At 74.9% G+C, this 21,734-nt stretch carries 20 protein-coding genes; 7 read left to right on the top strand and 13 right to left on the bottom strand.

Going from position 1 to position 21,734, the window contains the following annotated elements:
* Window positions 1-44 precede the first annotated feature (44 nt).
* Window positions 45-422: a DUF742 domain-containing protein gene (locus tag ACPXCB_RS20620; protein ID WP_132232372.1), complete on the top strand. Its 378-nt coding sequence runs from the start codon at window positions 45-47 to the stop codon at window positions 420-422.
* 1 nt (window position 423) lies between these two features.
* Window positions 424-1,017 carry a GTP-binding protein gene (locus ACPXCB_RS20615; RefSeq protein ID WP_132231432.1) on the top strand — a complete coding sequence of 198 codons (594 nt, stop codon included), beginning with the start codon at window positions 424-426 and terminating at the stop codon, window positions 1,015-1,017.
* Between the two features lie 75 nt (window positions 1,018-1,092).
* Here the strand turns inward: ACPXCB_RS20615 and ACPXCB_RS20610 are convergent, their stop codons facing one another.
* The 3 genes from ACPXCB_RS20610 to ACPXCB_RS20600 all read right to left on the bottom strand — a co-directional run bounded on the left by ACPXCB_RS20610 (window position 1,093) and on the right by ACPXCB_RS20600 (window position 6,019).
* On the bottom strand, window positions 1,093-2,316 hold the full coding sequence (locus ACPXCB_RS20610; protein WP_425877251.1) for an ABC transporter substrate-binding protein: 1,224 nt from the start codon (window positions 2,314-2,316) through the stop codon (window positions 1,093-1,095).
* A 129-nt stretch (window positions 2,317-2,445) separates the two neighbouring features.
* Window positions 2,446-5,028: a transposase gene (locus tag ACPXCB_RS20605; protein ID WP_425877250.1), complete on the bottom strand. Its 2,583-nt coding sequence runs from the start codon at window positions 5,026-5,028 to the stop codon at window positions 2,446-2,448.
* A 40-nt stretch (window positions 5,029-5,068) separates the two neighbouring features.
* Window positions 5,069-6,019 (bottom strand): DNA primase, encoded by a 951-nt coding sequence (locus ACPXCB_RS20600; RefSeq protein WP_425877249.1) that lies wholly within the window; start codon window positions 6,017-6,019, stop codon window positions 5,069-5,071.
* A gap of 118 nt (window positions 6,020-6,137) precedes the next feature.
* On the opposite strand from ACPXCB_RS20600, the gene ACPXCB_RS20595 reads away from it, so the two are divergent.
* On the top strand, window positions 6,138-6,479 hold the full coding sequence (locus tag ACPXCB_RS20595) for a PadR family transcriptional regulator (RefSeq protein ID WP_425877248.1): 342 nt from the start codon (window positions 6,138-6,140) through the stop codon (window positions 6,477-6,479).
* A 98-nt stretch (window positions 6,480-6,577) separates the two neighbouring features.
* Here ACPXCB_RS20595 and ACPXCB_RS20590 read toward each other — a convergent pair whose 3' ends face one another.
* From ACPXCB_RS20590 to deoC, 10 genes are all read right to left on the bottom strand, one after another.
* On the bottom strand, window positions 6,578-7,234 hold the full coding sequence (locus ACPXCB_RS20590; RefSeq protein WP_425877247.1) for a permease prefix domain 1-containing protein: 657 nt from the start codon (window positions 7,232-7,234) through the stop codon (window positions 6,578-6,580).
* A gap of 92 nt (window positions 7,235-7,326) precedes the next feature.
* Window positions 7,327-9,195: a thiol reductant ABC exporter subunit CydC gene (gene cydC / locus ACPXCB_RS20585; protein ID WP_425877246.1), complete on the bottom strand. Its 1,869-nt coding sequence runs from the start codon at window positions 9,193-9,195 to the stop codon at window positions 7,327-7,329.
* Window positions 9,192-10,868, bottom strand: a complete 1,677-nt coding sequence (cydD, locus tag ACPXCB_RS20580; protein WP_425877245.1) for a thiol reductant ABC exporter subunit CydD — start codon at window positions 10,866-10,868, stop codon at window positions 9,192-9,194. Before cydD ends, cydC begins: the two co-directional genes overlap by 4 nt.
* Window positions 10,865-11,872 (bottom strand): cytochrome d ubiquinol oxidase subunit II, encoded by a 1,008-nt coding sequence (locus ACPXCB_RS20575; RefSeq protein ID WP_425877244.1) that lies wholly within the window; start codon window positions 11,870-11,872, stop codon window positions 10,865-10,867. The genes cydD and ACPXCB_RS20575 overlap by 4 nt, the downstream gene beginning before the upstream one ends.
* A 10-nt stretch (window positions 11,873-11,882) precedes the next feature.
* Window positions 11,883-13,133 carry a cytochrome ubiquinol oxidase subunit I gene (locus tag ACPXCB_RS20570; protein WP_425877243.1) on the bottom strand — a complete coding sequence of 417 codons (1,251 nt, stop codon included), beginning with the start codon at window positions 13,131-13,133 and terminating at the stop codon, window positions 11,883-11,885.
* A gap of 280 nt (window positions 13,134-13,413) precedes the next feature.
* On the bottom strand, window positions 13,414-14,319 hold the full coding sequence (locus ACPXCB_RS20565) for a M56 family metallopeptidase (protein ID WP_425877242.1): 906 nt from the start codon (window positions 14,317-14,319) through the stop codon (window positions 13,414-13,416).
* Window positions 14,320-14,329: 10 nt separating this feature from the next.
* On the bottom strand, window positions 14,330-14,788 hold the full coding sequence (locus ACPXCB_RS20560) for a BlaI/MecI/CopY family transcriptional regulator (protein ID WP_357579986.1): 459 nt from the start codon (window positions 14,786-14,788) through the stop codon (window positions 14,330-14,332).
* A gap of 227 nt (window positions 14,789-15,015) precedes the next feature.
* A complete protein-coding gene (locus ACPXCB_RS20555; RefSeq protein ID WP_425877241.1) occupies window positions 15,016-15,840 on the bottom strand; it encodes an aldehyde dehydrogenase family protein in 825 nt (274 codons plus the stop codon).
* Window positions 15,833-17,263: an aldehyde dehydrogenase family protein gene (locus ACPXCB_RS20550; protein WP_425877240.1), complete on the bottom strand. Its 1,431-nt coding sequence runs from the start codon at window positions 17,261-17,263 to the stop codon at window positions 15,833-15,835. The genes ACPXCB_RS20555 and ACPXCB_RS20550 overlap by 8 nt, the downstream gene beginning before the upstream one ends.
* A 6-nt stretch (window positions 17,264-17,269) precedes the next feature.
* Entirely contained in the window at window positions 17,270-18,229 is a 960-nt protein-coding gene (gene deoC / locus ACPXCB_RS20545) for a deoxyribose-phosphate aldolase (protein WP_425877239.1), read from the bottom strand.
* Window positions 18,230-18,361: 132 nt separating this feature from the next.
* Between deoC and upp the strand changes: the two genes are divergently transcribed.
* The 4 genes from upp (at window position 18,362) to ACPXCB_RS20525 (ending at window position 21,600) form a co-directional block, all read left to right on the top strand.
* Complete coding sequence (gene upp / locus ACPXCB_RS20540) at window positions 18,362-18,994, top strand: uracil phosphoribosyltransferase (RefSeq protein ID WP_311413748.1); 633 nt, start codon at window positions 18,362-18,364, stop codon at window positions 18,992-18,994.
* 189 nt (window positions 18,995-19,183) lie between these two features.
* Entirely contained in the window at window positions 19,184-19,723 is a 540-nt protein-coding gene (locus ACPXCB_RS20535; protein WP_334605382.1) for an RNA polymerase sigma factor, read from the top strand.
* A 10-nt stretch (window positions 19,724-19,733) separates the two neighbouring features.
* Window positions 19,734-20,774: a CU044_5270 family protein gene (locus ACPXCB_RS20530; RefSeq protein WP_357579989.1), complete on the top strand. Its 1,041-nt coding sequence runs from the start codon at window positions 19,734-19,736 to the stop codon at window positions 20,772-20,774.
* 148 nt (window positions 20,775-20,922) lie between these two features.
* On the top strand, window positions 20,923-21,600 hold the full coding sequence (locus tag ACPXCB_RS20525) for a GOLPH3/VPS74 family protein (protein ID WP_357579990.1): 678 nt from the start codon (window positions 20,923-20,925) through the stop codon (window positions 21,598-21,600).
* Window positions 21,601-21,734: the final 134 nt, after the last annotated feature.

The following is a 21,734-nucleotide window of genomic DNA, read 5'->3' as shown; positions in this document are numbered from 1 at the left end:
TCCAACCGGAGCCGGTGCCGGGTGCGAGGGAGGTGAGCGGCGACATGGCCGATCGTGACGAACCGACCGGAGCTTTGGTCCGTCCATACGCCGTTACCCGTGGTCGTACCCGCCCCCGCCTCGACATCGCGCTGGAGGCGCTCGTCGAGACGACGGTGCGCGGCCGCGCCGCTGCCAATGGCAACGGCGCTCAGGGCCGCGAGCACCAGTACATCGCTGCGCTGTGTGATGGACGTGTGCAGTCGCTCGCCGAGATCGCGGCGCGGATGCAGCTCCCGCTCGGTGTGGCCCGGGTGCTCATCGCCGACATGGCGACGGACGGCCTGGTCGCGGTCCACGAGCCGACCATTTTGGACGACTCGGACGACGCGGTGGGCACTGAACTGCTGGAGAGGGTGCTGAGTGGACTTCGCAGGCTCTGACATGTCGCACCGTCCGCCGACCCCGAGTGGGCGCGTGACGTCGGCGAAGATCGTTATCGCCGGTGGATTCGGCGTCGGCAAGACGACGCTGGTCGGCTCGGTCTCGGAGATCACGCCGCTGACGACCGAGGCCATCATGACCTCCGCCGGCGTGGGCGTCGACGACACCCGGCAGGTGCCGGGCAAGACGACGACCACGGTGGCGATGGACTTCGGCCGCATCTCGATCGACCGTGACCTGATCCTGTACCTGTTCGGTACGCCGGGGCAGACCCGGTTCTGGTTCATGTGGGACGAGTTGGTCCGCGGCGCGATCGGCGCGGTCGTGCTGGTGGACACCCGCCGGCTGGCCGACTGCTTCGCGGCGATCGACTTCTTCGAGCACCGGCGGCTGCCGTACCTGGTGGCCATCAACTGCTTCGACGGGATGCAGTACCACGACCCGCAGGACGTCCGGGACGCGCTCGCGATCCCCGGCGACGTGCCGGTGGTGGCCTGCGACGCCCGTAACCGGGAGTCGACGAAGCACGTGCTGATCTCGCTGGTCGAGTACGTGCTGACCATGCGGCGCTCGCGCGCCGTGGCGCCGGCCTGATCGCCGCGACACGCCCGGTGACGGCTTCGGCCGCCACCGGGCGCTCGTCGCTGCCCGCGCCCAGGTGGCGCGGGGTCAGGACACCCGCGTCCAGGCACCCGCGCTGACGGTGTAGACGCCCAGCGAGCCCTGGTCCATGCCGCCGTGCCGGATGGGGGTGAAGGAGTACATCCCCGCCATCCCCTCGGTGACCTGGTTCTGCAGGAACGCCCGGATCCGTCCACGGTCGACGCTGGTCGACAGCCGCGCCGCGTCGGCGATCAGCTGCACCGCGTCGGACGCGTACGGGGCGAAGCCGCTGAACCCGCCGTGCAGCTGGACGTAGCGGTAGACGAACTCCTTGCGGTCCAGCGCCGACATGGTGGTGTTGGCGAGCATCGCCCCGCCCAGCGAGGTCGGGTGGACGGCGTACGCGCCCTCCAGGAGGGCCGCGTTCCCGCCCTCCAGGGTCTGCTCGGCGACCCCGCCCGCGTCGAGGAACACCGGCCCGTCGTAGCCGGCCCGGCGCAGCGCCCCGACTGCGGCGGCCGAGTCCGGGGCGGTCGCCCACACCACCACCCCGTCGGGGCGCGAGCCCGTCGCCGCGCGGGCCGCCCGGCGAAGGTCTTCGCCGGTGCGGGGCAGCCGGGTGGCGGTGCTCAGCGCCACCCCGGCCGTCCGCAGGGCGCCTGTCATGGCCCGTACGCCGGAGTCGCCGTGCAGGCCGTCCGCGGCCAGCAGCGCCACCCGGGAGAGCCGCTGCGAGGCGATGAGCCGGGCGAGCCGTCGGGCCATGTCGCCGGCGTCCGGGGTCATCTTGAAGACGTACGTCCGCTGCGCCAGCGGCAGCACGATCCCGTCGCCGAAGGCGAGTGAGAGGAACGGCACCCGCTCCTTCTGCGCCACCCCGGCCAGGGCCATCGAGGTCTCGGCCATGGTCCCGCCGAGCAGGGCGTGTACGCCGCCGTCGCGGGCCAGTGCGGTGGCCTGCCGGGCCGCCAGCGCGGGATTGCCGGCGTTGTCCCGCACCTCCAGCCGTACGGCGCGGCGGAGGTTGCCGATCGGCACGCCCTTGGCGTTGAGCGATTCGAGGGTGATCTCCAGCGCCCGCTGCTGGAGGACGCCGAGCGCGGCGCCGGGACCGGTCAGCTCCAGGCTGACCCCGATCAGCAGTTCCTGACCGCCCGGCGCGACCGTCGTGGCGCGATCGCCCCCGCCCGGCTCGTCGCGCCCGCAGGCGCTGAGCAGGAGCGTGCCGGCCGTCGCGGCCAGCAGGCCCCGACGGGTGAACACGGAGGGGCCGTTCGCCGATGTCGCCATGAGTCGCCTTCCCACCCGGCGACCCCTGCCGCCGGCTGTTCCGCCGGTATGCTCCCGGCCGCCGCGACATGGCGTCAAATTATCCGGGTGTGGGCAGGAACACGCAGGTGGGAGGCGGTTTCCCGGCGGTCAGGAACGGTAGCCGGCGGAGCGGTACTCGTATTCCCGGTCGTCGTCGCGGTCGCCCGTGTCGCGGGTGAAGTCCCAGCCGCCGGCGGCCTCCCGGCCGGGTCGGCCGCCGACCGCGAACCCGCCGATCTCCTGCCCACGGCGCCAGCCGCGGAAGTAGCCGGTGGTGTTCTCGGCGAGGCTCGCCGCGTCGCGGACGATCCGCAGGGGCCGCTCGTCCCGCAGCGGTGAGCCGGGGACGAGGTTGGCCTGGGGGACCCGCTTCGGCAGCCCCGCCGAGGTCTCGGCACCGACCGCCGGGCGGGCGGCCTGCTCGGCCGCCTGCCAGCCGGTGTCGGCCGTGGTCGACCATTCCAGGTCGGACTCGTCGTCGTGCCCCACGAACCAGGCGGACTTGGCCTGGGCGAAGATCAGCAGGTCGCCGTCGCCCTCGTCGGACACGGGCGGCGGGCGGCGCTCCATCGGGGGCGCCGGGCGGTACTCGGCTGCCGGTCGCTCGTCACGTGGTGCCGGCCGGTACTCGGCCGCCGGTCGCTCGTCGCGGGGCACCGGCCGCTCGTCGCGGAGTGCGGGCCGCTCGTCGCGGAGTGCCGGTCGGTAGTCGGCGGACGGTCGCTCGTCACGCGGTGCCGGTCGGTACTCGGTCGGCGGCCGCTCCTCGCGGGGGGCGGGCCGGCCACTGCGGGCGGTCCCCTCGCGGTCGACCAGCCGCAGCGGGGGCGTCTCGGGCTGGGCGTCGGCGGCCGGGCCCGTCCCGCCGCGCAGCGCGCGGTCCGCCAGCGGCGGCGGCTCGACCAGCCGCAGCGCCGGAGGCTCCTGGGGCAGGTCGTCGGCCAACCAGGGCGGGGTGACCCGGCGCTCCGCCCCCGGATCGGTCGGGGCGTCGACGCCGCGACCGCCGCGGTCGCCGTAGGAGCCGACGACCGGGTTCTTGGCGGAACTGTCGGCCGGGTCCTCCGGGTTGTTGACCAGCGGCCAGTTCGCCCGGGATCCGGGGGGAGCGGACTCCTCCCGGGCGGCCGGGGAAGTGGGTTCCTGGCCGGGGCGTGGCGTGGGCACGGGAACGCTGAGGTCGGTGGCGCTGAAGCCGCCCGTGGGCGTGGCCGGCTCGCCGTTGGTCTTCGGGCGGGGCGGGATCACGGTGCGCTGGCGCTCCGCGCGGGCGTTCTGGATCGCCGCCGTGGTCAGGGTGGGGCGGAACGGCTCTCCCGCCTCGGCCGGTGGCACCGTGCCCCGCTGCGCCGGAGCGATGGGGGTGATGCCCGGCGGCGGGGGCGGCGGCGCGGACACCGGGCGGTTGGTCGGGCCGTCGATCCGGCTCGGCAGCGACCCGGGGCGCGTGGGGGGCGCGGAGACCGGGGGACCGGCGACCGCGGCCGGCGTCACCGGCGCCGGCGCGACCGGCGGCGGGGTGACGGGAATCGGTGCGACCGGCGGCGGGCCGAGCGGCCGGGGGGCCGCGGCCGGCGTCGGGCCGGAGGCGGGCTCGGGCCGGTTGCGGCGGCCACCGCCCGGGGCGGGCTCGGGCTCGGCGGGCCGGAGGGCACGCAGGCCGTTGCCGGTGGGGATGAGGCCGGGCAGGGCACCGCCGGTGGTGGTGAGGCCGGGTGCGTCGCCGAGCGGTTCGGCGTGCCGGATCGCGGCGCGGCGTCCGGGGGCCGGGGTGGCGGGCGTGCCGACCCGGTCGTTGAGCGCGCCCACCAGCGCCTGGCAGCCGGCGTCGCAGGCCCGGACGGAGGCGACCGCCTGCCGCACGGTCTCCGCCACGGCGGAGGTGAGGGCGCGGTTGACGGTGGCGCGGCGGGGCGTCTCGCTGATGGCCACCCGCAGGGCGGTCACCGCTGAGGTGAGCTCGTCGGCGTCGGCGACCCCGTCGGCGGCGAGCCGCGCCGTGACCGCCTCGGCGGGGGACGGGGCGTCGTCGCCGTGGCCCACGGTGCCGCTCAGCATGCCGGGCTCGGGCAGGGCGTCCAGCACGGCCAGCGAGACCGGCTCGGCCGGGTCCGGGTACGCCCGCAACGCGGCCGGGTAGAGCTCGCGGAGCACCTCCCGCAGCGCGACGGCGGCGGAGTGCCGGCCGCTGGCCAGGGCGGCGTGCGCGGCGAGGACCTGCTTGTAGCCGGCGAGGTCCCGGGGGGCCGGGAGGGTGACGGCGGAGAGGGCGCCGGCCTGCAGGGCCCGGGCCAGGCCGACGGCGCGCCGCTCGGCCGGGGGCGACTGCATCTCCTCCAGGGAGTCGTCGTCGGCGAAGCGCTCGGCGAAGTCGTCGACGGAGTCGTCGTCGGCGATCGCCAGTGGACGCCCGGCGGCGCTGAGCAGCGAGGTGACCGTGTGGTCGTCGCTGTCGGCGGCGATGGCCGCACCGCTCGGCCCGCCCGACCGCTCCACGAGCAGCGCGACCAGCTGGGCGTAGCCAGCGGGGTCGTCGCCGATCTCGCAGACATGCAGCAGACGGCCTGCGTCGTCGACCACAGCGGACGTCAGCGTCGAACCGGCCGAGACCGGTCGGTCGGCCGGATCCGCCGAGGCCAGACCGCAGTACACGCGCACGAGCGCCACGGCGTCGTCCTCCTCCCGGGACACAAGGCTTTCACTGCCAGAGACTGATGCTCCCCGTAAAGGGTCAGTCGCGCCAGTCCACCGTCGCAGAGATCTTCCCGACAATGGTGCGCCAACCCAGACTTGCGGTTTGTGCCCCGATTTTCCTCAGCCGGCGCCGACCGAAGAACCCGCCGACGCCGCCGTCGACCGAGGCGCGCAGCGCCTCGTCCAGGTCGTCGAGGCTGGAGCCGGCGGAGAGCATGTCCAGCACCGAGGGCAGCCGCAGCGCGTACGCCAGGTCACGGGCCACCTCGCCGGCCTCGATGAGCAGCGTCCAGTCCCAGGTGTCGTGCCCGCCGCGGAGGTTCTCCACCACCAGGTCGAGCTCGTAGACGTCCTCGTCGAGCGGCGCGATGTCGGCCGGCTCCACCCGTTCGGACAGTTCATTCCAGCTGTCCAGTTGAGACAGGTCGTTCGGCGCCCCGGAGCGGATGAAGCTGACCAGCGACTCGGGCGTCTTGAAGAGCAGCAGCTTCCCACGGTGGGTGAGGAAGGCCGGCACCTCCTCGTCGCCCGCCTCGTCCTCGTCGTCCTCGGCGGCGGTCTCGGCGTCCTCGTCGTCGGTCGCGTCGCGGCGGCGGCCCTTGGCCTCCTCGTCGTCGCTCTCGGCGAACTCCTGGGCGACCTCCTCGTCGAGGATGACGACGGCCTCGTCGTCGTCCTCCTCGTCCTCCTCCGTGACCTGGCGGCGGGCCAGGAACGGGTCGTCCTGGTCGCGCTCGGTGACGTCGGTCGGGGTCAGCTCCCGCGCCGGCCGGTAGGCCCGCAGGGTGTAGCCGGTGCCGGCGGGCAGCGCGATCTCCACCGGGTCGATGCGCAGCTCGTCCCAGAGGGCGCGGGCGGCCTCGGCCGAGACGGTTGCGGTGCCGGACTCGGCCGGGGCGTCGGCGTCGTCGAGCTCGGGCTCGTCGGCGTCGGGCCGTTGGGGCGACTGGCGGGCCACGCTGACCTCCGTGTGCTTCGGGTTGCCCACCCGCCGGCGTCCGCCGCCGGCGAGTGACTCTGGGCACATACCCTAGTGGGCGTCTCCGGGAGACCGGTGCCCGCACCCCGGTGGCGGAGCGGGCGGCCGACAAGTAGCGTTGCTACGCATGAAGGCCCAGGCGCTGCACGGACACCTCGACGCGCTGCTGCTCGCGGTGCTCGAGCAGGGTTCGCTGCACGGCTACGCGATCATCGAGGCGCTGCGCAACCGCAGCGACGGGCAGCTCGACCTGCCGACCGGCACGATCTATCCCGCGCTGCGCCGACTGGAGCGGGCCGGCCACGTGGTCAGCACCTGGAGCACCGTCAACGGGCGGGAACGGCGGACGTACCAACTCACCGACGAGGGTCGACGGGCGCTGGCCGGCGAGCGGTCCGGGTGGCGCGAGTTCCGCTCCACCGTCGGCCGGTTCCTCGATACCGACACCCCGCCGCCGGCGTCGGCCTGACGGGCACCGGTCGTCGCGACAGGCCGGTGTCCCTCGTCCGTCGTGCGGGACGGGCGGCAGCCCTCGACCCGGGTGGGGCGCCCGATCCGTGGCCGGGATCAGCGGGCGGCGAGCAGCCAGGTGCGGGCGGCCCGGCCGAGCCAGAGGTAGCCGGCGGCGGCCACCGCCGCGCCGATGATCATGGGCGGCCAGGTGAGCGCGTCGTCCCAGAGGCCGATCGACCACGCGAAGAGTGCCGAGCCGGTCAGTACGCCGAGAGCGAGGACCCCGACGAGGGCCGCCCCCACCGCCCGGTCGGCGCCGCCGCGTAGCGCCGCCCGGCCGGCCCGCAGCAGCCCTGTCGCGGCCAGCGCGAACGCCGCCGCCCAGATCCAGCCCACCGACGCCGACAGCAGCTGGTAGGCCGCCGGCGGCGGGGAGCCGCCCCAGCTCGACCCCTGCCAGGTGAGGTCGCCGGCGACGAACGCGACCGTGGCGAGCGCGATGACCCGCAGCGACAGCCCGCGCAGCGCGCCCGCCGCCAGCTCCGCCTGGTAGGCCGGGGCGAGCTGCGCCGGCGAGCCGAACTCGGCCACCGCCCGGCGCTGCGCCTCCGTCGCCGGCAGCCCGTCCGCCCGGTACGCGTCGACGGCGTCCAGCAGCCCGTGCCGTGCCTCGGTCAGCAGGTCGGACTTGAGCCGGCGCGGCCCCCGCAGGTGCGCGCCCAGCTCCCGCAGCCGTTCCTCCACCGCCGTCGCGTCGTCCTCGCCCCGCATGGCCCCCACCCTGTCACGGGTCGCCGCCGGACGTCGTCGGGGACAAACCCTGGCCCGACCCGGAGCCGGTGGGCGGTCGGGCCGGGCGGAGGTCAGGGGCGCAGCGCCAGGTACCCGCGTTCGGCCGCCTCCTGGATCAGCCACTGGTCCCGGTACCAGCCGGGGGCGGCGACCAGTTCGGCGTGCCGGCCGCGTTGGGCCACCCGCCCGGCGTCCAGCACCACGATCTCGTCCAGCTCGGCGAGCCCGCTGAGCCGGTGGCTGATCAGCAGCACGGAGTGCCCGGCCGGGGTGGCCGCCAGCGCGGAGGCGAGCACCGCGTCGGCGGCGGCGGGATCGAGCCCCTCCGTCGGCTCGTCGAGCACCAGCACACCCGGCGCCGCGAGCAGCGCCCGGGCCAGCGCGAGCCGCTGCCGCTGGCCGCCGGAGAGCTGGCCGCCCTCCTCGCCGACCACGGTGTCCCAGCCGTCGGGCTGCTCGTGCACCCAGTCCAGCAGCCCGGCCGCCGCGGTCGCCGCCGCCAGCTCCTCCTCGCCGGCGGCAGGCCGCCCGAGCAGCAGGTTCTCCCGCACGGAGGCGTGGAAGACGTACGCCTCGGCGAGCAGTCCGCCGACCGCGCGGGGCAGTTCCTCGGTCCGGTACGCCGACAGCCCGCGTCCGTCGAGGGTGACCCGGCCGTGTGCGGGGCGCACCGCGCCGGTGAGGACGGCGGCCAGGGTGCTCTTGCCGGCGCCGCTGGGCCCGACCACCGCGACCCGGCGACCGGGCGGCAGGTCCAGGCTGAACCCGTCCAGGGCGGGCGGGGCGCCCTCCCGGTACCGGACGGTGACCTCCTCGAACCGGACGTCGTACGGCCCGGGGCCGACCTCCGCGCCGTCGGAGGTGGCCGGACCGGCCGGGGCGTCCAGCAGGGCGGCGACCCGGGTCAGGCCGGTCCGCAGCTGGGTCCACTGCCGGGCGGCCCCGACCAGCGCCAGCGCGATCTCCACGGCGGCGAGCGTGCCGACCGCCAGGACGCCGACCAGCACCCCGTCCACGTCGTCGGCGAGTGCGGCGAGCACCACCGCGCCGGCGGTCAGCCCGGCCACGAGCACCCCCGCCGCGTCGACGGCGAAGCCCGTGGCGGCGAGCCGCCGCTCCAACCGGGCCAGCCGGCGGGTCCGTGCCCCGGCCGCCGCCAGCGCGTGCCCGGTGGCGCCGAACGCGGCCAGGTCGGCGGCGCCGTGGGTGAGGTCGACCGCGTCGGTGGCGAGGGCGCCGCGCAGCGGCGCCAGTTCGGCGGCGGCGCGCCGGGTCAGCGCGGTGGCCAGGGCGGGCAGCGCCACCCCGGCGACCAGCAGCCCGACCGCGAGCACCCCGGCGGCGGCCGGCGACATCAGCGCCGCCCCGCCGACCGCGAGCACGCTGACCAGCGCCGCCGCCGAGGCCGGCACCAGCACCCGCAGCAGCAGGTCCTGGACGGCCTCCACGTCGGAGACGAGCCGGCTCAGCGCGTCGCCGGAGCGCTGCCGGGCCGTCGGGCGGGCGGCGAGGGTGCCGAAGACCCGGGCCCGGACGTCGGTGATCAGCCGCAGCACGGCGTCGTGCCCGGCGAGCCGTTCGGTGTAGCGGAGCACGCCCCGGCTGATCGCCAGCGCCCGGACCGCCACGATCGCCACGGTGAGGCGGTCCAGCGGGGGCTGGCCGGCGGCGCTCATCAGCAGCCAGGTCGCGGTGGCCATCAGGGCGAGGCCGGCGAACTCGGTGGCGGCGGCGAGCAGCCCCGCGCCGAGCAGCCGGTTCAGGTACGGCCGGGCCAGCCGCAGCACGGCCCGCTCGGCGGAGCCGGCGCGCCCCGGCCCGGTCCGGGCGTCGGCAGTGGCGCCGGCCGCGAGGGCGCTCTGCGCGTCGGTCCGGGCGTCGTCGGCGGCACCGGGCGCGTGGGTGGGTCGGGCGTCGGCGGGGGGCCGCTCGTCGGTCATCGGGTGGCCTCCCCGGCCGCCGTGGGCGTCAGCTCGGTGACCCGGCCGTCCTCGATGCGCAGGATCCGGTCCGCGTCGGCGAGCAGCGCCGGCCGGTGCGCCACCAGCAGCGCCGTCCGCCCGGCCACCAGCCGGCGGGTGGCGTCGAGGACGACGGCCTCGGCGGCGGTGTCCAGCCGGGCGGTCGGCTCGTCGAGCAGCACCACGGGCGCGTCCCGCAGGAACGCGCGGGCCAGCGCGACCCGCTGCCGCTGCCCGCTGGAGAGGCCGTGCCCGCGTTCGCCGAGGACGGTGGCGAGCCCGTCGGGCAGCCCGGCGACCACGTCGTCCAGGGCGGCGTCGTGGACCGCCGTGGCGAGCGCTTCGTCGGGGGTGTCCGGCGTGCCGAGCCGGATGTTGTCGGCCAGCGAGGCGGCGAAGAGGTGGGCCCGCTGCGGCACCCAGGCCACCTGGCGGCGCCAGCCGTCGGCGTCGGCGTCGGCCAGGTCGACCCCGCCCACGGTGACCCGGCCGGCGGTCGGGGTGACGAAGCCGAGCAGCAGGCCGAGCAGGGTGCTCTTGCCGGCGCCGCTGGGGCCGATCACGGCGACGCGCTCGCCCGGGCGGATGGTCAGCGTGACGTCGCGCAGGGCGGTGGTCCGCTCGTACGCCACAGTCACCGCCTCGAACCGGATCTCGCCCCGGCCGTCGGGGACGGCCGCGCCCGCGCCGCGCGCCGGCGCGGGCGCGGCGGCCGACAGGGTCAGCGCCTCGTCCAGCGCGGTGAGCCCCTCCATGCTGGCGTGGAACCGGGCGCCGGCCGCCCGCAGCGGCAGGTACGCCTCCGGGGTGAGCAGCAGCACCAGCAGCGCGGTCTGGAGGGTCAGCCCGCCGCCGAGCAGCCGTACGCCGACCGGCACGGCGACCAGCGCCACCGAGAGGGTGGCCACCAGCTCCAGCACCAGGGCGGACAGGAACGCGATCCGCAGTGTCTTCATGGTCGCGACCCGGTGGCCGTCGGCCATCCGGCGGACCACGTCGGTCTGCGCCCGGGCCCGGCCGAACGCGCGCAGGGTGGGCAGGCCGGCGACCATGTCGAGGAAGTGGCCGCCGAGCAGGGAGAGCCGCCGCCACTGCCGCTCGGTGGCGGCCTGCGCCTGCCAGCCGAGCAGCGCGCCGAAGATCGGGATCAGCGGCAGGGTGACCGCGATGATCAGCGCCGAGCTCCAGTCGGCGAAAAGGATCCGGGCCAGCACGGCGAGCGGCACGGTGACGCTGAGCACCAGCTGCGGCAGGTAGCCGGTGAAGTACGCGTCGAGCGCGTCCAGCCCGCGCCCGGTCAGCGTGGCGAGCTGCCCGGCGCGCTGTCCCGCGACCCAGCCGGGGCCGTGCCGTCCGACCGCCCCGAGCAGGTCGGCCCGCAGTGCCGCCTTGACCGTCGCCGCGACCCGCGCCGAGACCGTGCCCTGCGCCCAGACCAGCAGCGAGCGGGCGGCCACCGCCGTGGCGAAGCCGGCCAGCGCGGGCCGGTCGAGCCGCCCTTCGAACGCGGTCGCCAGCAGCGCGGCCAGCGCCGTGGCCTGCGCGACGACCAGCCCCGCGGCCAGCACGCCGAGCAGCGCGAGCACGGCGAGGTCGCGCCGGGCCCCCGGGACCCGGCGCAGCAGACGCGGGTCGAAGGGACGGCGGTTCACCAGTACACCGGTGCCCTGCCGTCGGTCCGTCCCCGGAACACCCACCAGCACATCGCCTGAAAGCCTAGTAGGGCCGGCAGGAGCGGCAGCGTCACCCAGCTCAGCAGCCGCAGCGTGGGGGTGCTCGCCGCCGCGTCGGCCACGGTCAGGGACGCGCCCGGGTCGACCGTGGAGACGAGCGCGTAGGGCCAGATGGTCGCGCCGGCCAGCGCCACCGGCAGCGCCAGCGACGCGCAGGTGGCGGCGAAGGCCAGTCCCGGCCGCCGCCGGGCGAGCGCCGCCCGGGCCGTCAGCAGCGCCGCGACCAGCAACGACAGCAGCAGTACGCCCACCACCGGCTGCCGTGCGGCGGCGCGTACGTCGGCGGAGAGCAGGCCGAGGACGGTGGCCGCGCCGACGGTGGTGAGCGCCACCGGGACGAGCCGGGCGGCCAGTCGCCCGACCGGCGCGGCGTCGGCGGCGGGCAGCCGGAGCGTGAGGAAGGTCGCACCGTGCAGCGCGACCAGCGCGACGACGGCGAGCCCGGCGGCGGCCACGAACGGGGTGAAGAGGTGGGTCACCCCGGCGACGTGGCCGTCGGCGCGCAGCGGTACGCCCTGGAGCAGCCCGGCCAGCACGGCGCCCCAGCCGAGCGCGGCGAGCACGCTGCCGACGACCACGATCCGGTCCCACCAGGCGCGGGCCCGCTGCCCGTCGGGGCGGCTGCGCAGCTGCACGCCGGCGGTCACCAGGATGACCCCGGTCAACGCGGCGAGCACCGCCGGGTAGAAGCCGGAGAGCAGTTCCCCCTCCAGCACGGGGAAGGCGCCGAACAGGATGCCGACGGCGGCCACCAGCCAGACCTCGTTGCCGAGGAAGAACGGGCCGACCGCGTTGAGCGCGGCGCGGCGGCGGGCGGGGTCGGTGTCCCTTGCGAGCAGCAGGCCGACGCCGTAGTCGTAGCCGCCGAGCACCAGGTAGACGGCGAAGAAGAGGCCGAGCAGGGCGTACCAGGCGAGTTCCACGGTCGTCTCCTCAGGCGAAGGCGGGCTCGGGGTGGGGGTCGGCCGGCGGCTGGTCCGGTTGCCGGCCCAGGGCGGGGTCCTGCGCGCCCCGGGCGGCGTGCCGGGCCAGCAGCACCCAGTTGGTGACGGCGAGCGCGCCGAGCAGCAGGCTGAAGCCGATCAGCGAGGTGAGCATCAGCCAGGGGCTGACCGGCGACACCGCCTGGTCCACGGGCAGCAGCCCGTACGCGGCCCAGGGCTGGCGGCCGACCTCGCGGGTGATCCAGCCGAGGATCAGCGCGACGAACGGCAGCGGCAGGGCGAACTGGAGGATCCGCAGCGGGACGCGCAACCGGATCACCCAGTCCCGCCAGAGCAGCGGGAGCATCAGCCAGAGCAGGCCGAGGGTGAAACCGATCAGGATCATGAAGCCGAGGCCGACGTTGGCGAGGGCCGGCGGCGTGTAGTCACCGGGGCCGAACCGGGCGGTCCATTCGGCGATCAGCGGTGCGGCGGCGGCGTCGTCGCCGAACTTGGTGGGCTGCACGTCACTGATCGCGAAGAACTGGGCGAAGCCGAAGCCCTGCACGAAGAAGATCGCCACCGCGGAGGTGATCAGGCCGATCCGCAGGCCCTTGCGGTGCAGCGCGAAGTCGGGGGTGCGCCGGAGCAGGTGCCACGCGCTGACCGCCGCCATCAGCATCCCGCCGACCAGCAGCGCTGCCGTGACGACGTGCCCGAACGCCACGCGGAAGGTGGGGTTGTCCAACAGTGCGGAGAAGTCGGTGAGATGCGCGACCCCGTCGCGTACCTCGTAGCCGACCGGGTTCTGCAACCAGGAGTTCGCCACCATGATCCAGAACGCCGAGGCGTACGCGGTGATCGCGACGCCCCAGAGCAGGGCGAGGTGGACGCCCCGGCGCAACCGGTGCCAGCCGAAGATCCACATGCCGAGGAACGTCGACTCCAGGAAGAACGCGACAAGCGTCTCGATGGCCAGCGGTGCGCCGAAGACGTTGCCGACGTAGCGCGACAGCCCGCTCCAGTTCAGTCCGAACTGGAACTCCATCACGATGCCGGTGGCGATGCCGAGCACGTAGTTGATCACGTAGAGCTGGCCCCAGAAGCGGGTCAGCCGTTCGTAGACCGGCTTGTTGGTGATCACCCAGGCGGTCTGGAGACCGACCAGCAGGGTCACGAGGCCCAGGGTCACCGCCACGAAGAGGAAGTGGATCGAGGTGGTGGTGGCGAACTGCAGGCGGGCGAGGAGCAGGGTGTCCATGGCCGGCTCTCCGTACGGTTGGCTCACTTGTCGTAGCGAGCCTACACGTAGGTTACCTACGCATAACTACTATGGCCCGTCGTAGACGATGCTACGACGATTTGTAGTAGCCGTGGGGGAGGGTTGGGGCGCCGGGCGGTTCGCGTACGCGGGCGGTCCGGTCCCAGCATGTCCGGAGGCGATCCACGCGGCGGTAACTCCACCGTGCGCGGGAGCACGCCGGCGGCCCCCGGGTGCCGCCGAGGGAAGCGGGCCGGTGCGGGGGCGGGCCGGTGCCCGGTCAGTTCAGGAAGAGGGAGACCGGCAGGGCGGCCACGTTGGTCGCCACGGTCAGCGCGGCGGCCCCGAGCAGCCGGGGCGGCCGGTCGGTGACCAGGAGCCGCTGCACCCGGACGTCGAGGTCCCGGTCGCCCAGCCCGAGCGTGCCGGCCGGAGTGACCCGGTTGCCCGCTGCGGCGAACCGGCGCAGCGCACCGGCCAGCGGGGCGTCGGCGTGCGCCTCCCGGGCCTTGTCGTCGGCCCGCATCTCGACCAGCAGGGCGACCCGGTCGTGCGCCTCGCGGACCCAGGCGAACCAGGGCAGCGCCCGGCTGAGCGCGGTGAACGGCAGCAGCACCAGGTCGTGCCGTTCCTGGGCGTGCGCCCGCTCGTGGGCGAGCACGGCCGCCAACTCGGCACTGTCCAGCAGGTCGAGCGTGCCCGCGCTGACCACCACCCGGGGCTTCATCCCGGGCAGGCAGTACGCCGCCGCGCTCGGATGGTCCAGCACCAGCGCCCCGGGCACCGTCGGGTCCCGGCGGGCGACCAGGGCGAGTAGGTCCCGGTGCCGGCGCTGGGCGCGTACGGTGCCGTGGACGCTGCGGACGGTCGTGGTCAGCAGCACCGCGCCGATGCCGAAACCCACCCCGACGGCGGCCAGGTGCGGCGCGCCCAGCCCGACGGGCAGGGTGCCGTGGGCGAGGTCGGTGGCGAGGGCGACCAGCGCGCTGCCGGTCGGGCGGTCGTAGGCGGACAGGCCCAGCGCCATCGGCACGCCCATGGCGGAGAGCCCGAGGGCCAGCCCGACCGCCTGCCAGCAGACGATCGCGACCCGGGGACTGCGCCACGTCCAGGTGGAGCGGGCCAGCACCTGCGCGGTCAGCCAGCAGGCCAGCATCGACGCGGCGAAGTGCAGGGCGTACGCCACGACCGTCGCCCTACCTGTCCGCTGCCTTGCCGGTCCGGGGCGGCAGGCCGTCGACCGACGGCGCCTCGACCCGGTCGGTCAGCGCGCTCCCGTCGTGCCCGGCCCCTTCGGCCTCGGCCCCGAGGGCGGCGCGCAGCACCTCGGCCTCGGTGCCGGTCACCGATCGGGCGAAGCGCACCAGCGCGGCGTCCCGGCTGCCGCCGAGGTCGAGGGCGTCGAGCATGAGCTGGGCGATGTACGCCTCGCGGCTGGCGGCGGCCCGGTAACGCCAGGCCCGCCCCTCCCGCTCGCGCTGCACCATGCCCTTGCCGGCGAGCCGGTCCAGCACGGTCATCACCGTCGTGTACGCCAGCTCGCGGCCGTCCAGCGCGTCGGCCACCTCGCGCACGGTGATCCCGTCCGACGTGCCCGGGACCGAGTCCCACAAGACGTCCATCACCGCACGTTCGAGATCACCAAGCCGAGTCACGCCGCAATCCTACCCCCCGTAGTAGACCCGCCCCGCCCCGCACACCGGACCACCCCACCAAGGCGGCACCCCGAGCGCTCACCCCACCCGACGCAGCACACCTGAGCCGAGCTCTCCCACGAACCTGTCCACGGACGGGTTTTCCGGGGAGCCCCGCCCGCGCAGGGATCAAGCCTGACCGCCCGGAGCGGGCGGGGCTCCCCGGAAAACCCCAGGACAGCGACCAGTCACACCCCCTTGGGGTGCCAGACCGTCTTCGTCTCCAGCAGCGTGGTCATCCGGGTGATGCCGGGGTCGGCGGACCAGTCGTGGTCGGCCGGGGCCGGTCGGAGCACCCGCTTGAGGTTCTGCGCCGCCTTGACCTCCAGTTCGACCGCGAGTTCGACGTCGGTCACGCCGGTCAGGTCGATGGCGTTGACGTCCATGTGGGCGGCCAGCGCCGGCACGGTCTCGGTGATCCGGCCGGTGAGCAGGTTGACCACGCCGCCGGGCAGGTCGGAGGTGGCGAGCACCTCCGCCAGGGTCACGGCCGCCAGGGGCTGCGTCGGCGAGGTCGCCACGACCACGGTGTTGCCGGTGACGATCGCCGGGGCGATCACGCTGACCAGGCCGAGCAGCGCCGGGGACTCCGGGGCCACCACGGCCACCACGCCGGTCGGCTCGGGCGCCGACAGGTTGAAGTACGGCCCGGCGACCGGGTTGGCGCCGCCGTACACCTGGGGCAGCTTGTCGGACCAGCCGGCGTACCAGACCCAGCGGTCCACGGCCGCGTCGACCTCGTCGCCGGGCACGCCGAGGGCGACGAACTGCTCGCGCCGGCCCTCCAGCATCTCGGCGACCCGGTAGAGGATCTGACCCCGGTTGTACGCCGTCGCCCCGGCCCAGCCCTTCACGGCGGCGCGGGCGGCGACCACGGCGTCCCGCGCGTCCTTGCGGGAGGCGAGCGACACGTTGGAGTCCTGCACGAGATACGACCGTCCCGACTCGCTGCGCGGGAACTTCCCGCCGATGAAGAGCTTGTACGTCTTGCGTACCGCGACCCGCTCAGACATTGAGGTAGCCCTCCAGCCCGTGCCGGCCGCCCTCGCGACCGTAGCCCGACTCCTTGTAGCCGCCGAACGGCGAGGTGGGGTCGAACTTGTTGAACGTGTTGGCCCAGACGACGCCGGCGCGCAGCCGGTCGGCCATCCACAGGATCCGGGAGCCCTTGTCGGTCCAGATCCCGGCCGACAGCCCGTACGGCGTGTTGTTGGCCTTCTCGACGGCCTCCGCCGGGGTGCGGAACGTCAGCACGGACAGCACCGGGCCGAAGATCTCCTCGCGGGCGATCCGGTGCGCCTGGGTGACCCCGGTGAAGATCGTCGGCGCGAACCAGAAGCCGCGCTCCGGCAGCTCGCACGGCGGCGACCAGCGCTCCGCGCCCTCGGCGGACCCGGCGTCGGACAGCTCCCGGATCCGCGCGAGCTGCGCGGCCGAGTTGATCGCGCCGATGTCGGTGTTCTTGTCCAGCGGGTCGCCGACGCGCAGCTGGGCCATCCGCCGCTTCAGCGACTCCAGCACCCGGTCGGCGACGTTCTCCTGGATCAGCAGCCGGGAGCCGGCGCAGCAGACGTGCCCCTGGTTGAAGAAGATCCCGTTGACGATGCCCTCGACGGCCTGGTCGACGGGGGCGTCGTCGAAGACGATGTTGGCCGCCTTGCCGCCCAGCTCCAGGGTGAGCTTCTTGCGGGTGCCGGCCACGGCGCGGGCGATGGCCCGGCCCACCTCGGTCGAACCGGTGAAGGCGACCTTGTCCACGCCCTGGTGCTCGACCAGCGCCCGGCCGGTCTCGCCGGCGCCCGTGACGATGTTGACCACGCCGGCGGGCAGGTCGGCCTGCTGGCAGATCTCGGCGAAGAGCAGTGCCGTCAGCGGCGTCGTCTCGGCCGGCTTCAGCACCACCGTGTTGCCGGCGGCGAGCGCCGGGGCGATCTTCCACGCCAGCATCAGCAGCGGGAAGTTCCACGGGATGACCTGCGCGGCCACGCCGAGGGGGCGCGGGTTCGCGCCGAAGCCCGCGTGTTCCAGCTTGTCGGCCCAGCCGGCGTAGTAGAAGAAGTGCGCCGCGACCAGGGGCAGGTCGACGTCGCGCGACTCCTTGATCGGCTTACCGTTGTCCAGGGACTCCAGCACGGCCAGCTCGCGGGAGCGCTCCTGGATGATCCGGGCGATCCGGAAGAGGTACTTCGCCCGGTCCCGGCCCGGCATCGGGCCCCAGACCTTCTCGTACGCCTGGCGGGCGGCGCGGACGGCGCGGTCCACGTCCTGCGCGCCGGCCTCGGCGACCTCGGCGAGCACCTCCTCGGAGGCCGGGTTGACCGTCTTGAACGTGCCGCCGTCGGTGGGGTCCACGAACTCCCCGTCGACGAAGAGCCCGTAGGAGGCTTTGAGGTCCACCACCGAGCGGGACTCGGGGGCGGGTGCGTATTCGAACATCGGCTCTCAGTCCAGGGTGAAGTAGTCGGGACCGGAGTAGGTGCCGGTCGTCAGCTTGGTGCGCTGCATGAGCAGGTCGTTGAGCAGGCTGGAGGCGCCGAACCGGAACCAGTCCGGGTCCAGCCAGTCCGCGCCGACGGTTTCGTTGACCATCACCAGGTACTTGATGGCGTCCTTGGTGGTCTTGATGCCGCCGGCGGGCTTCACGCCGACCTGCCGGCCGGTGGCGGCCCGGAAGTCGCGGACGGCCTCCAGCATGACCAGGGTCACCGGCAGGGTGGCCGCCACCGGGACCTTGCCGGTGGAGGTCTTGATGAAGTCGCCGCCGGCCAGCATCCCCAGCCAGGAGGCGCGCCGCACGTTGTCGTACGTGGCCAGCTCGCCGGTCTCCAGGATGACCTTGAGGTGCGCGTCGCCGCAGGCCTCCTTGGTGGCCACGATCTCGTCGTAGACCTCCTGGTAGCGGCCGGCGAGGAAGGCACCCCGGTTGATCACCATGTCGATCTCGTCGGCGCCGGCCGCGACGGCGGCCCGGGTGTCGGCGAGCTTGACCTCCAGCGGGGCCTGGCCCGACGGGAAGGCGGTCGCCACGCTGGCCAGGTGCACGCCGGAGCCACGCAGCACCTCGGCCACGTGCGGGACCATCGCCGGGTAGACGCAGACCGCGCCCACGTGCGGGCAGGTCGGGTCGGCCGGGTCGGGGCGCAGCGCCTTGGCTGCGAGGGCCCGCACCTTGCCCGGGGTGTCCGCCCCTTCGAGGGTGGTCAGGTCGACCATCCGGATCGCCAGGTCGATGGCCTGGGCCTTGGCGGTGGTCTTGATGGAGCGGGTGCCGAGCTGTGCCGCCCGCTGCTCCGCGCCGACCTGGTCCACGCCGGGCAGGCCGTGCAGGAAGGTCCGCAGAGCGGTCTCGGATCGTCCCAACTCGGAGAGCTCCGACCGGGCCGACGTCGCTGTCGCCGTCATGCCCCGAAGTCTACGCACCCGGCCGGACAGTGATCTTGGTCACCGTCCTGTCGCCGGCGCGGTGGTGAGCGAGGTCGCCGGTCCGGCCGCACCCGCAGTGCCGGGACGGGTGGACCGGTAGGTTGAGCGATCGTGGACGTACACGTCATTGACCATCCGCTCGCCCAGTCGCGGCTGACCGCCATGCGGGACGCGCGCACCGACTCCTCCTCGTTCCGGGCGGCGCTGCACGAACTCACCACCATGCTGGTGTACGAGGCCGCGCGCTCCTTCCCCGTCGAGAAGTACCCGGTGCAGACCCCCGTCACCGGCACCGAGGGCACCCGGCTGGCCAACCCGCCGCTGCTCGTACCGGTGCTGCGGGCCGGTCTGGGCATGGCCGACGCCGCGCTCGGCCTGCTGCCGGAGTCCTCGATGGGCTTCGTCGGCCTGGCCCGGGACGAGGAGACGTACGAGCCGCGCGCCTACATGGAGTCGCTGCCGCGCGACCTGAGCGGCCTGCCGGTGCTGGTGCTCGACCCGATGCTCGCCACCGGCGGCTCGCTGGAGCACTGCTGCCGGCTGCTGGCCGACCGGGGCTGCACCGACATCACGGTGCTCTGCGTGCTCGCCGCGCCCGTCGGCATCGAGCGGCTGGAGCGCTCCGGCCTGCCGCTGCGCCTGGTCACCGCCTCGATCGACGAGGGGCTCAACGACAGCATGTTCATCGTGCCGGGGCTCGGCGACGCCGGCGACCGCCAGTTCGGTGGCATGCCCCGCTTCTGAGGTCGGCACCGGCACGTCACGGCCTCCCGCCGAGTTGCGGGAGGCCGTTCGCAACCGGGGCTCTTCCGCTCCGGCCGGCAGGCCGCCCGCACCGGCCGGAGATCCCGCGCCCGGTTGCCGGTAACGATCCGACCCGTCCGCGACACATACCTGGTGTCCCTGTCAGGAACTGCGGTCGGGAGATCCCTGATGAAACCCGTGGGTGAGCGGGGCGAGGACTGGTTCACCAGCCTCTACGCCGCGCACTACCCGGACATCGTCCGATACGGCCTGCGTCGGCTGCCCGACGCTGACGCGGCGGCCGAACTCGCCCAGGACGTCTTCGTCGTCGTCTGGCGACGGCGCGGCGAGGTGCCCGAACACGCCCTGCCCTGGCTCTACGCCGTGGCGCGGCACGTGGTGGCGAACCGGTGGCGGTCCCGGCAGGGCGGACCCAGCCTGCTCCCGCTCGCCGAGGCGGATCACGTGCCGGCACGGATCGTCGAGCCCGACGCCGTCGCGCCGGTGCTCGACCTGCACCGGGCGCTGCGCGCGCTCCCCGAGGCCGACCAGGAGATCCTCCGGCTGGTCGGCTGGGAGGACCTGAGCGTCGGCGACGCCGCCGTCGCCCTGGGCTGCACCCGGTCCGCCGCCGCCGTGCGGCTCTTCCGGGCCCGGCGTCGACTGCGCTCCGCACTGACCACGCCCACCCCCGCCCGCGGCACCCGCCCGGCGTCCGCCCACGTCTGAGAGGAGCGCCATGCACACCACGCAGCGGGTCCGGGAGCTCCTGGGCCCGGCCGACCCGGCGCGCGACGTCGTCGTACCCCCGTCGCCCCGCACCGCCCACGACCTGATCCTCCGCGCGCAGGACGCGACCGCGACCCCGGCCGGGCCGGTACGCCGGGGCGCGTCCCGGCGCACCGTGTTCGTCGGCGCGGTCGCCACGCTGGCGGTGCTCGGCTCCGCCGGGGTGGCCCAGGTGCTGCGGGACGGGACGGCCATCCCGCCGGAGCCGGCGCAGCCGGTCGCCGGCACCGTGCTCAAGCCGGTGGCCTACGAGGTCGTCGCGGGCGAACCGGCCGATCGGCACCTGCGGGCGCTCGCCGCCCGCCTGGTGGACGCCCCGCCCGACAGCACCGCCGGCCGCTACGCCTACCGGCACGGCAAGTCCTGGGGCAGCCCGACGTCGATGTCGCCCGAGGGGCACATGATGAGCTTCGTGCACGAACGCCGCGAGTGGGCGGCGGACGACGGTCGCCGCTGGCAGGACGTCGAGCCCCTGGGTGCCGAGTACCCCGACGAGGCGTCCCGCGAGTACTGGTCGACCCGGCTACGGTCGACGGCGGCCGACCCCTCGGCCAGCAGGCCGCCGCGCGGGATCCGGGAGATCCCACCGGACCCGGTGAGCCGCCGGCTGCCGGCCGACCGGGCGGAACTCGAGCGCTGGCTCGGCACCAGAAAGCCGGCGGGCGAGCTGGCGATGCGCGTGTACCACCTGTACAGCAGCTACCTGGTGCCGCGGCGGACCCGGGCCGACCTCCTCACCATCCTGGCCGGGAAGCCCGGCTTCGAGTGGCGCGGCCGGGTCGTCGACCGGGCCGGCCGCCAGGGCGTGGCCGTCACCGCCGACCTCGTACCACCGGCCGGGCAGCCTCTGCAGCGGGCGCAGATGCTGCTGGTCTTCCACCCGGCGACCGGTGAAATGCTCGCGTTCGAATATCTGGAGACGGCCCCGAAGCGCCGCGTGCTGCACTACGAGCTCCTGCTCGACGCCCGGCGCACCGACACGCTGAGCTGACCACCGTCCGGCGCGCGCCGGAACGGTCGGGACACGGGGCCCGACCGCCCCGGCGCGCGCCGGACGGGTGCGGAGCCCGGGTGCGGCGGCACGCCATCGGCGTCGAGTTGGTGCGCGGGGGTGCCCACACCCGCTACCGTCTCCGGCCATGACTGGTGTTGCTCTCGCCGAAGAGCTGCTTCTCCTCGCGTACGACGACGAGACCGGCAAGGCGACCATGCCGCGGATCAGCCTCGACCTGGGGATGGCCGCCGCGGTGCTGATCGAACTGGCCCTGGCCGGGCGGATCGTGTACTCCGAGGGGTCCCTGACGGTGGTCGACCCGACGCCCACCGGCGAGCCGCTCGTCGACGGGGTCCTCGCCCGCATGGCCGCCGACACGCCGCACAGCCCCTCGTCCTGGGTGCAGCGGCTGCGGCACGGCCTGCGCGACAAGATCCTGGGCGACCTGTGCGCCCAGGGCGTGGTCCGCGACGTCGACGAGACCGAGCTGGGCTTCATCCACGTGCACCGCTACCCGACGGTGGACCCCGCCGTCGAGGCGGACACCCGACGCCGGCTCGCCGAGGCGCTGGCCAGCGGCGAGTTGCCCGACGAGCGGACGGCGGCCCTGGCCACCCTGGTCGCGGTGCTGCGGATGGAACCGGCGCTCGGCCTGAGCGGTGACGCGGCGCGGGAGGCCCGGCAGCGGCTGGAGGAGATCGCCGGCGGATCCGGCTTCTCCGGCACCGTCAGCCTGGACGACTCCGTGGTCCGCCCCTCCGTCGGCCTCGTCGTGGCCGCCCTGGCCAGCGCCGTCAACGCCGCCCTGGGCCCCCGCCGCTAACCCCCCACCCCCACCCCCACCCCCACCCCCACCCCCCTTCCCCTCCCCGCCCCATCCCGTTGATCATGAAGTTATTGGCACCGGAAATCGCTTTCCAGTGCAATAACTTCATGATCAACGCGGGGTGCGGGGTG

The sequence above is a fragment of the Micromonospora sp. DT62 genome (assembly GCF_049847285.1).
Classification (GTDB): domain Bacteria; phylum Actinomycetota; class Actinomycetes; order Mycobacteriales; family Micromonosporaceae; genus Micromonospora; species Micromonospora reichwaldensis.
This window is presented reverse-complemented; position numbering and strand designations above follow the sequence as displayed.

What these genes read in the sequence shown, in the direction of transcription:
- ACPXCB_RS20615 (WP_132231432.1), top strand. Translation starts at nt 424, where the DNA reads ATGTCGCACCGTCCGCCGACCCCGAGTGGGCGCGTGACGTCGGCGAAG.
- ACPXCB_RS20525 (WP_357579990.1), top strand. Translation starts at nt 20,923, where the DNA reads ATGACTGGTGTTGCTCTCGCCGAAGAGCTGCTTCTCCTCGCGTACGAC.
- deoC (WP_425877239.1), bottom strand. Translation starts at nt 18,229, where the DNA reads ATGACGGCGACAGCGACGTCGGCCCGGTCGGAGCTCTCCGAGTTGGGA.
- ACPXCB_RS20610 (WP_425877251.1), bottom strand. Translation starts at nt 2,316, where the DNA reads ATGGCGACATCGGCGAACGGCCCCTCCGTGTTCACCCGTCGGGGCCTG.
- ACPXCB_RS20550 (WP_425877240.1), bottom strand. Translation starts at nt 17,263, where the DNA reads ATGTTCGAATACGCACCCGCCCCCGAGTCCCGCTCGGTGGTGGACCTC.
- ACPXCB_RS20535 (WP_334605382.1), top strand. Translation starts at nt 19,184, where the DNA reads ATGAAACCCGTGGGTGAGCGGGGCGAGGACTGGTTCACCAGCCTCTAC.
- ACPXCB_RS20590 (WP_425877247.1), bottom strand. Translation starts at nt 7,234, where the DNA reads ATGCGGGGCGAGGACGACGCGACGGCGGTGGAGGAACGGCTGCGGGAG.
- ACPXCB_RS20595 (WP_425877248.1), top strand. Translation starts at nt 6,138, where the DNA reads ATGAAGGCCCAGGCGCTGCACGGACACCTCGACGCGCTGCTGCTCGCG.
- ACPXCB_RS20555 (WP_425877241.1), bottom strand. Translation starts at nt 15,840, where the DNA reads ATGTCTGAGCGGGTCGCGGTACGCAAGACGTACAAGCTCTTCATCGGC.
- ACPXCB_RS20570 (WP_425877243.1), bottom strand. Translation starts at nt 13,133, where the DNA reads ATGGACACCCTGCTCCTCGCCCGCCTGCAGTTCGCCACCACCACCTCG.
- cydC (WP_425877246.1), bottom strand. Translation starts at nt 9,195, where the DNA reads ATGACCGACGAGCGGCCCCCCGCCGACGCCCGACCCACCCACGCGCCC.
- ACPXCB_RS20530 (WP_357579989.1), top strand. Translation starts at nt 19,734, where the DNA reads ATGCACACCACGCAGCGGGTCCGGGAGCTCCTGGGCCCGGCCGACCCG.
- ACPXCB_RS20620 (WP_132232372.1), top strand. Translation starts at nt 45, where the DNA reads ATGGCCGATCGTGACGAACCGACCGGAGCTTTGGTCCGTCCATACGCC.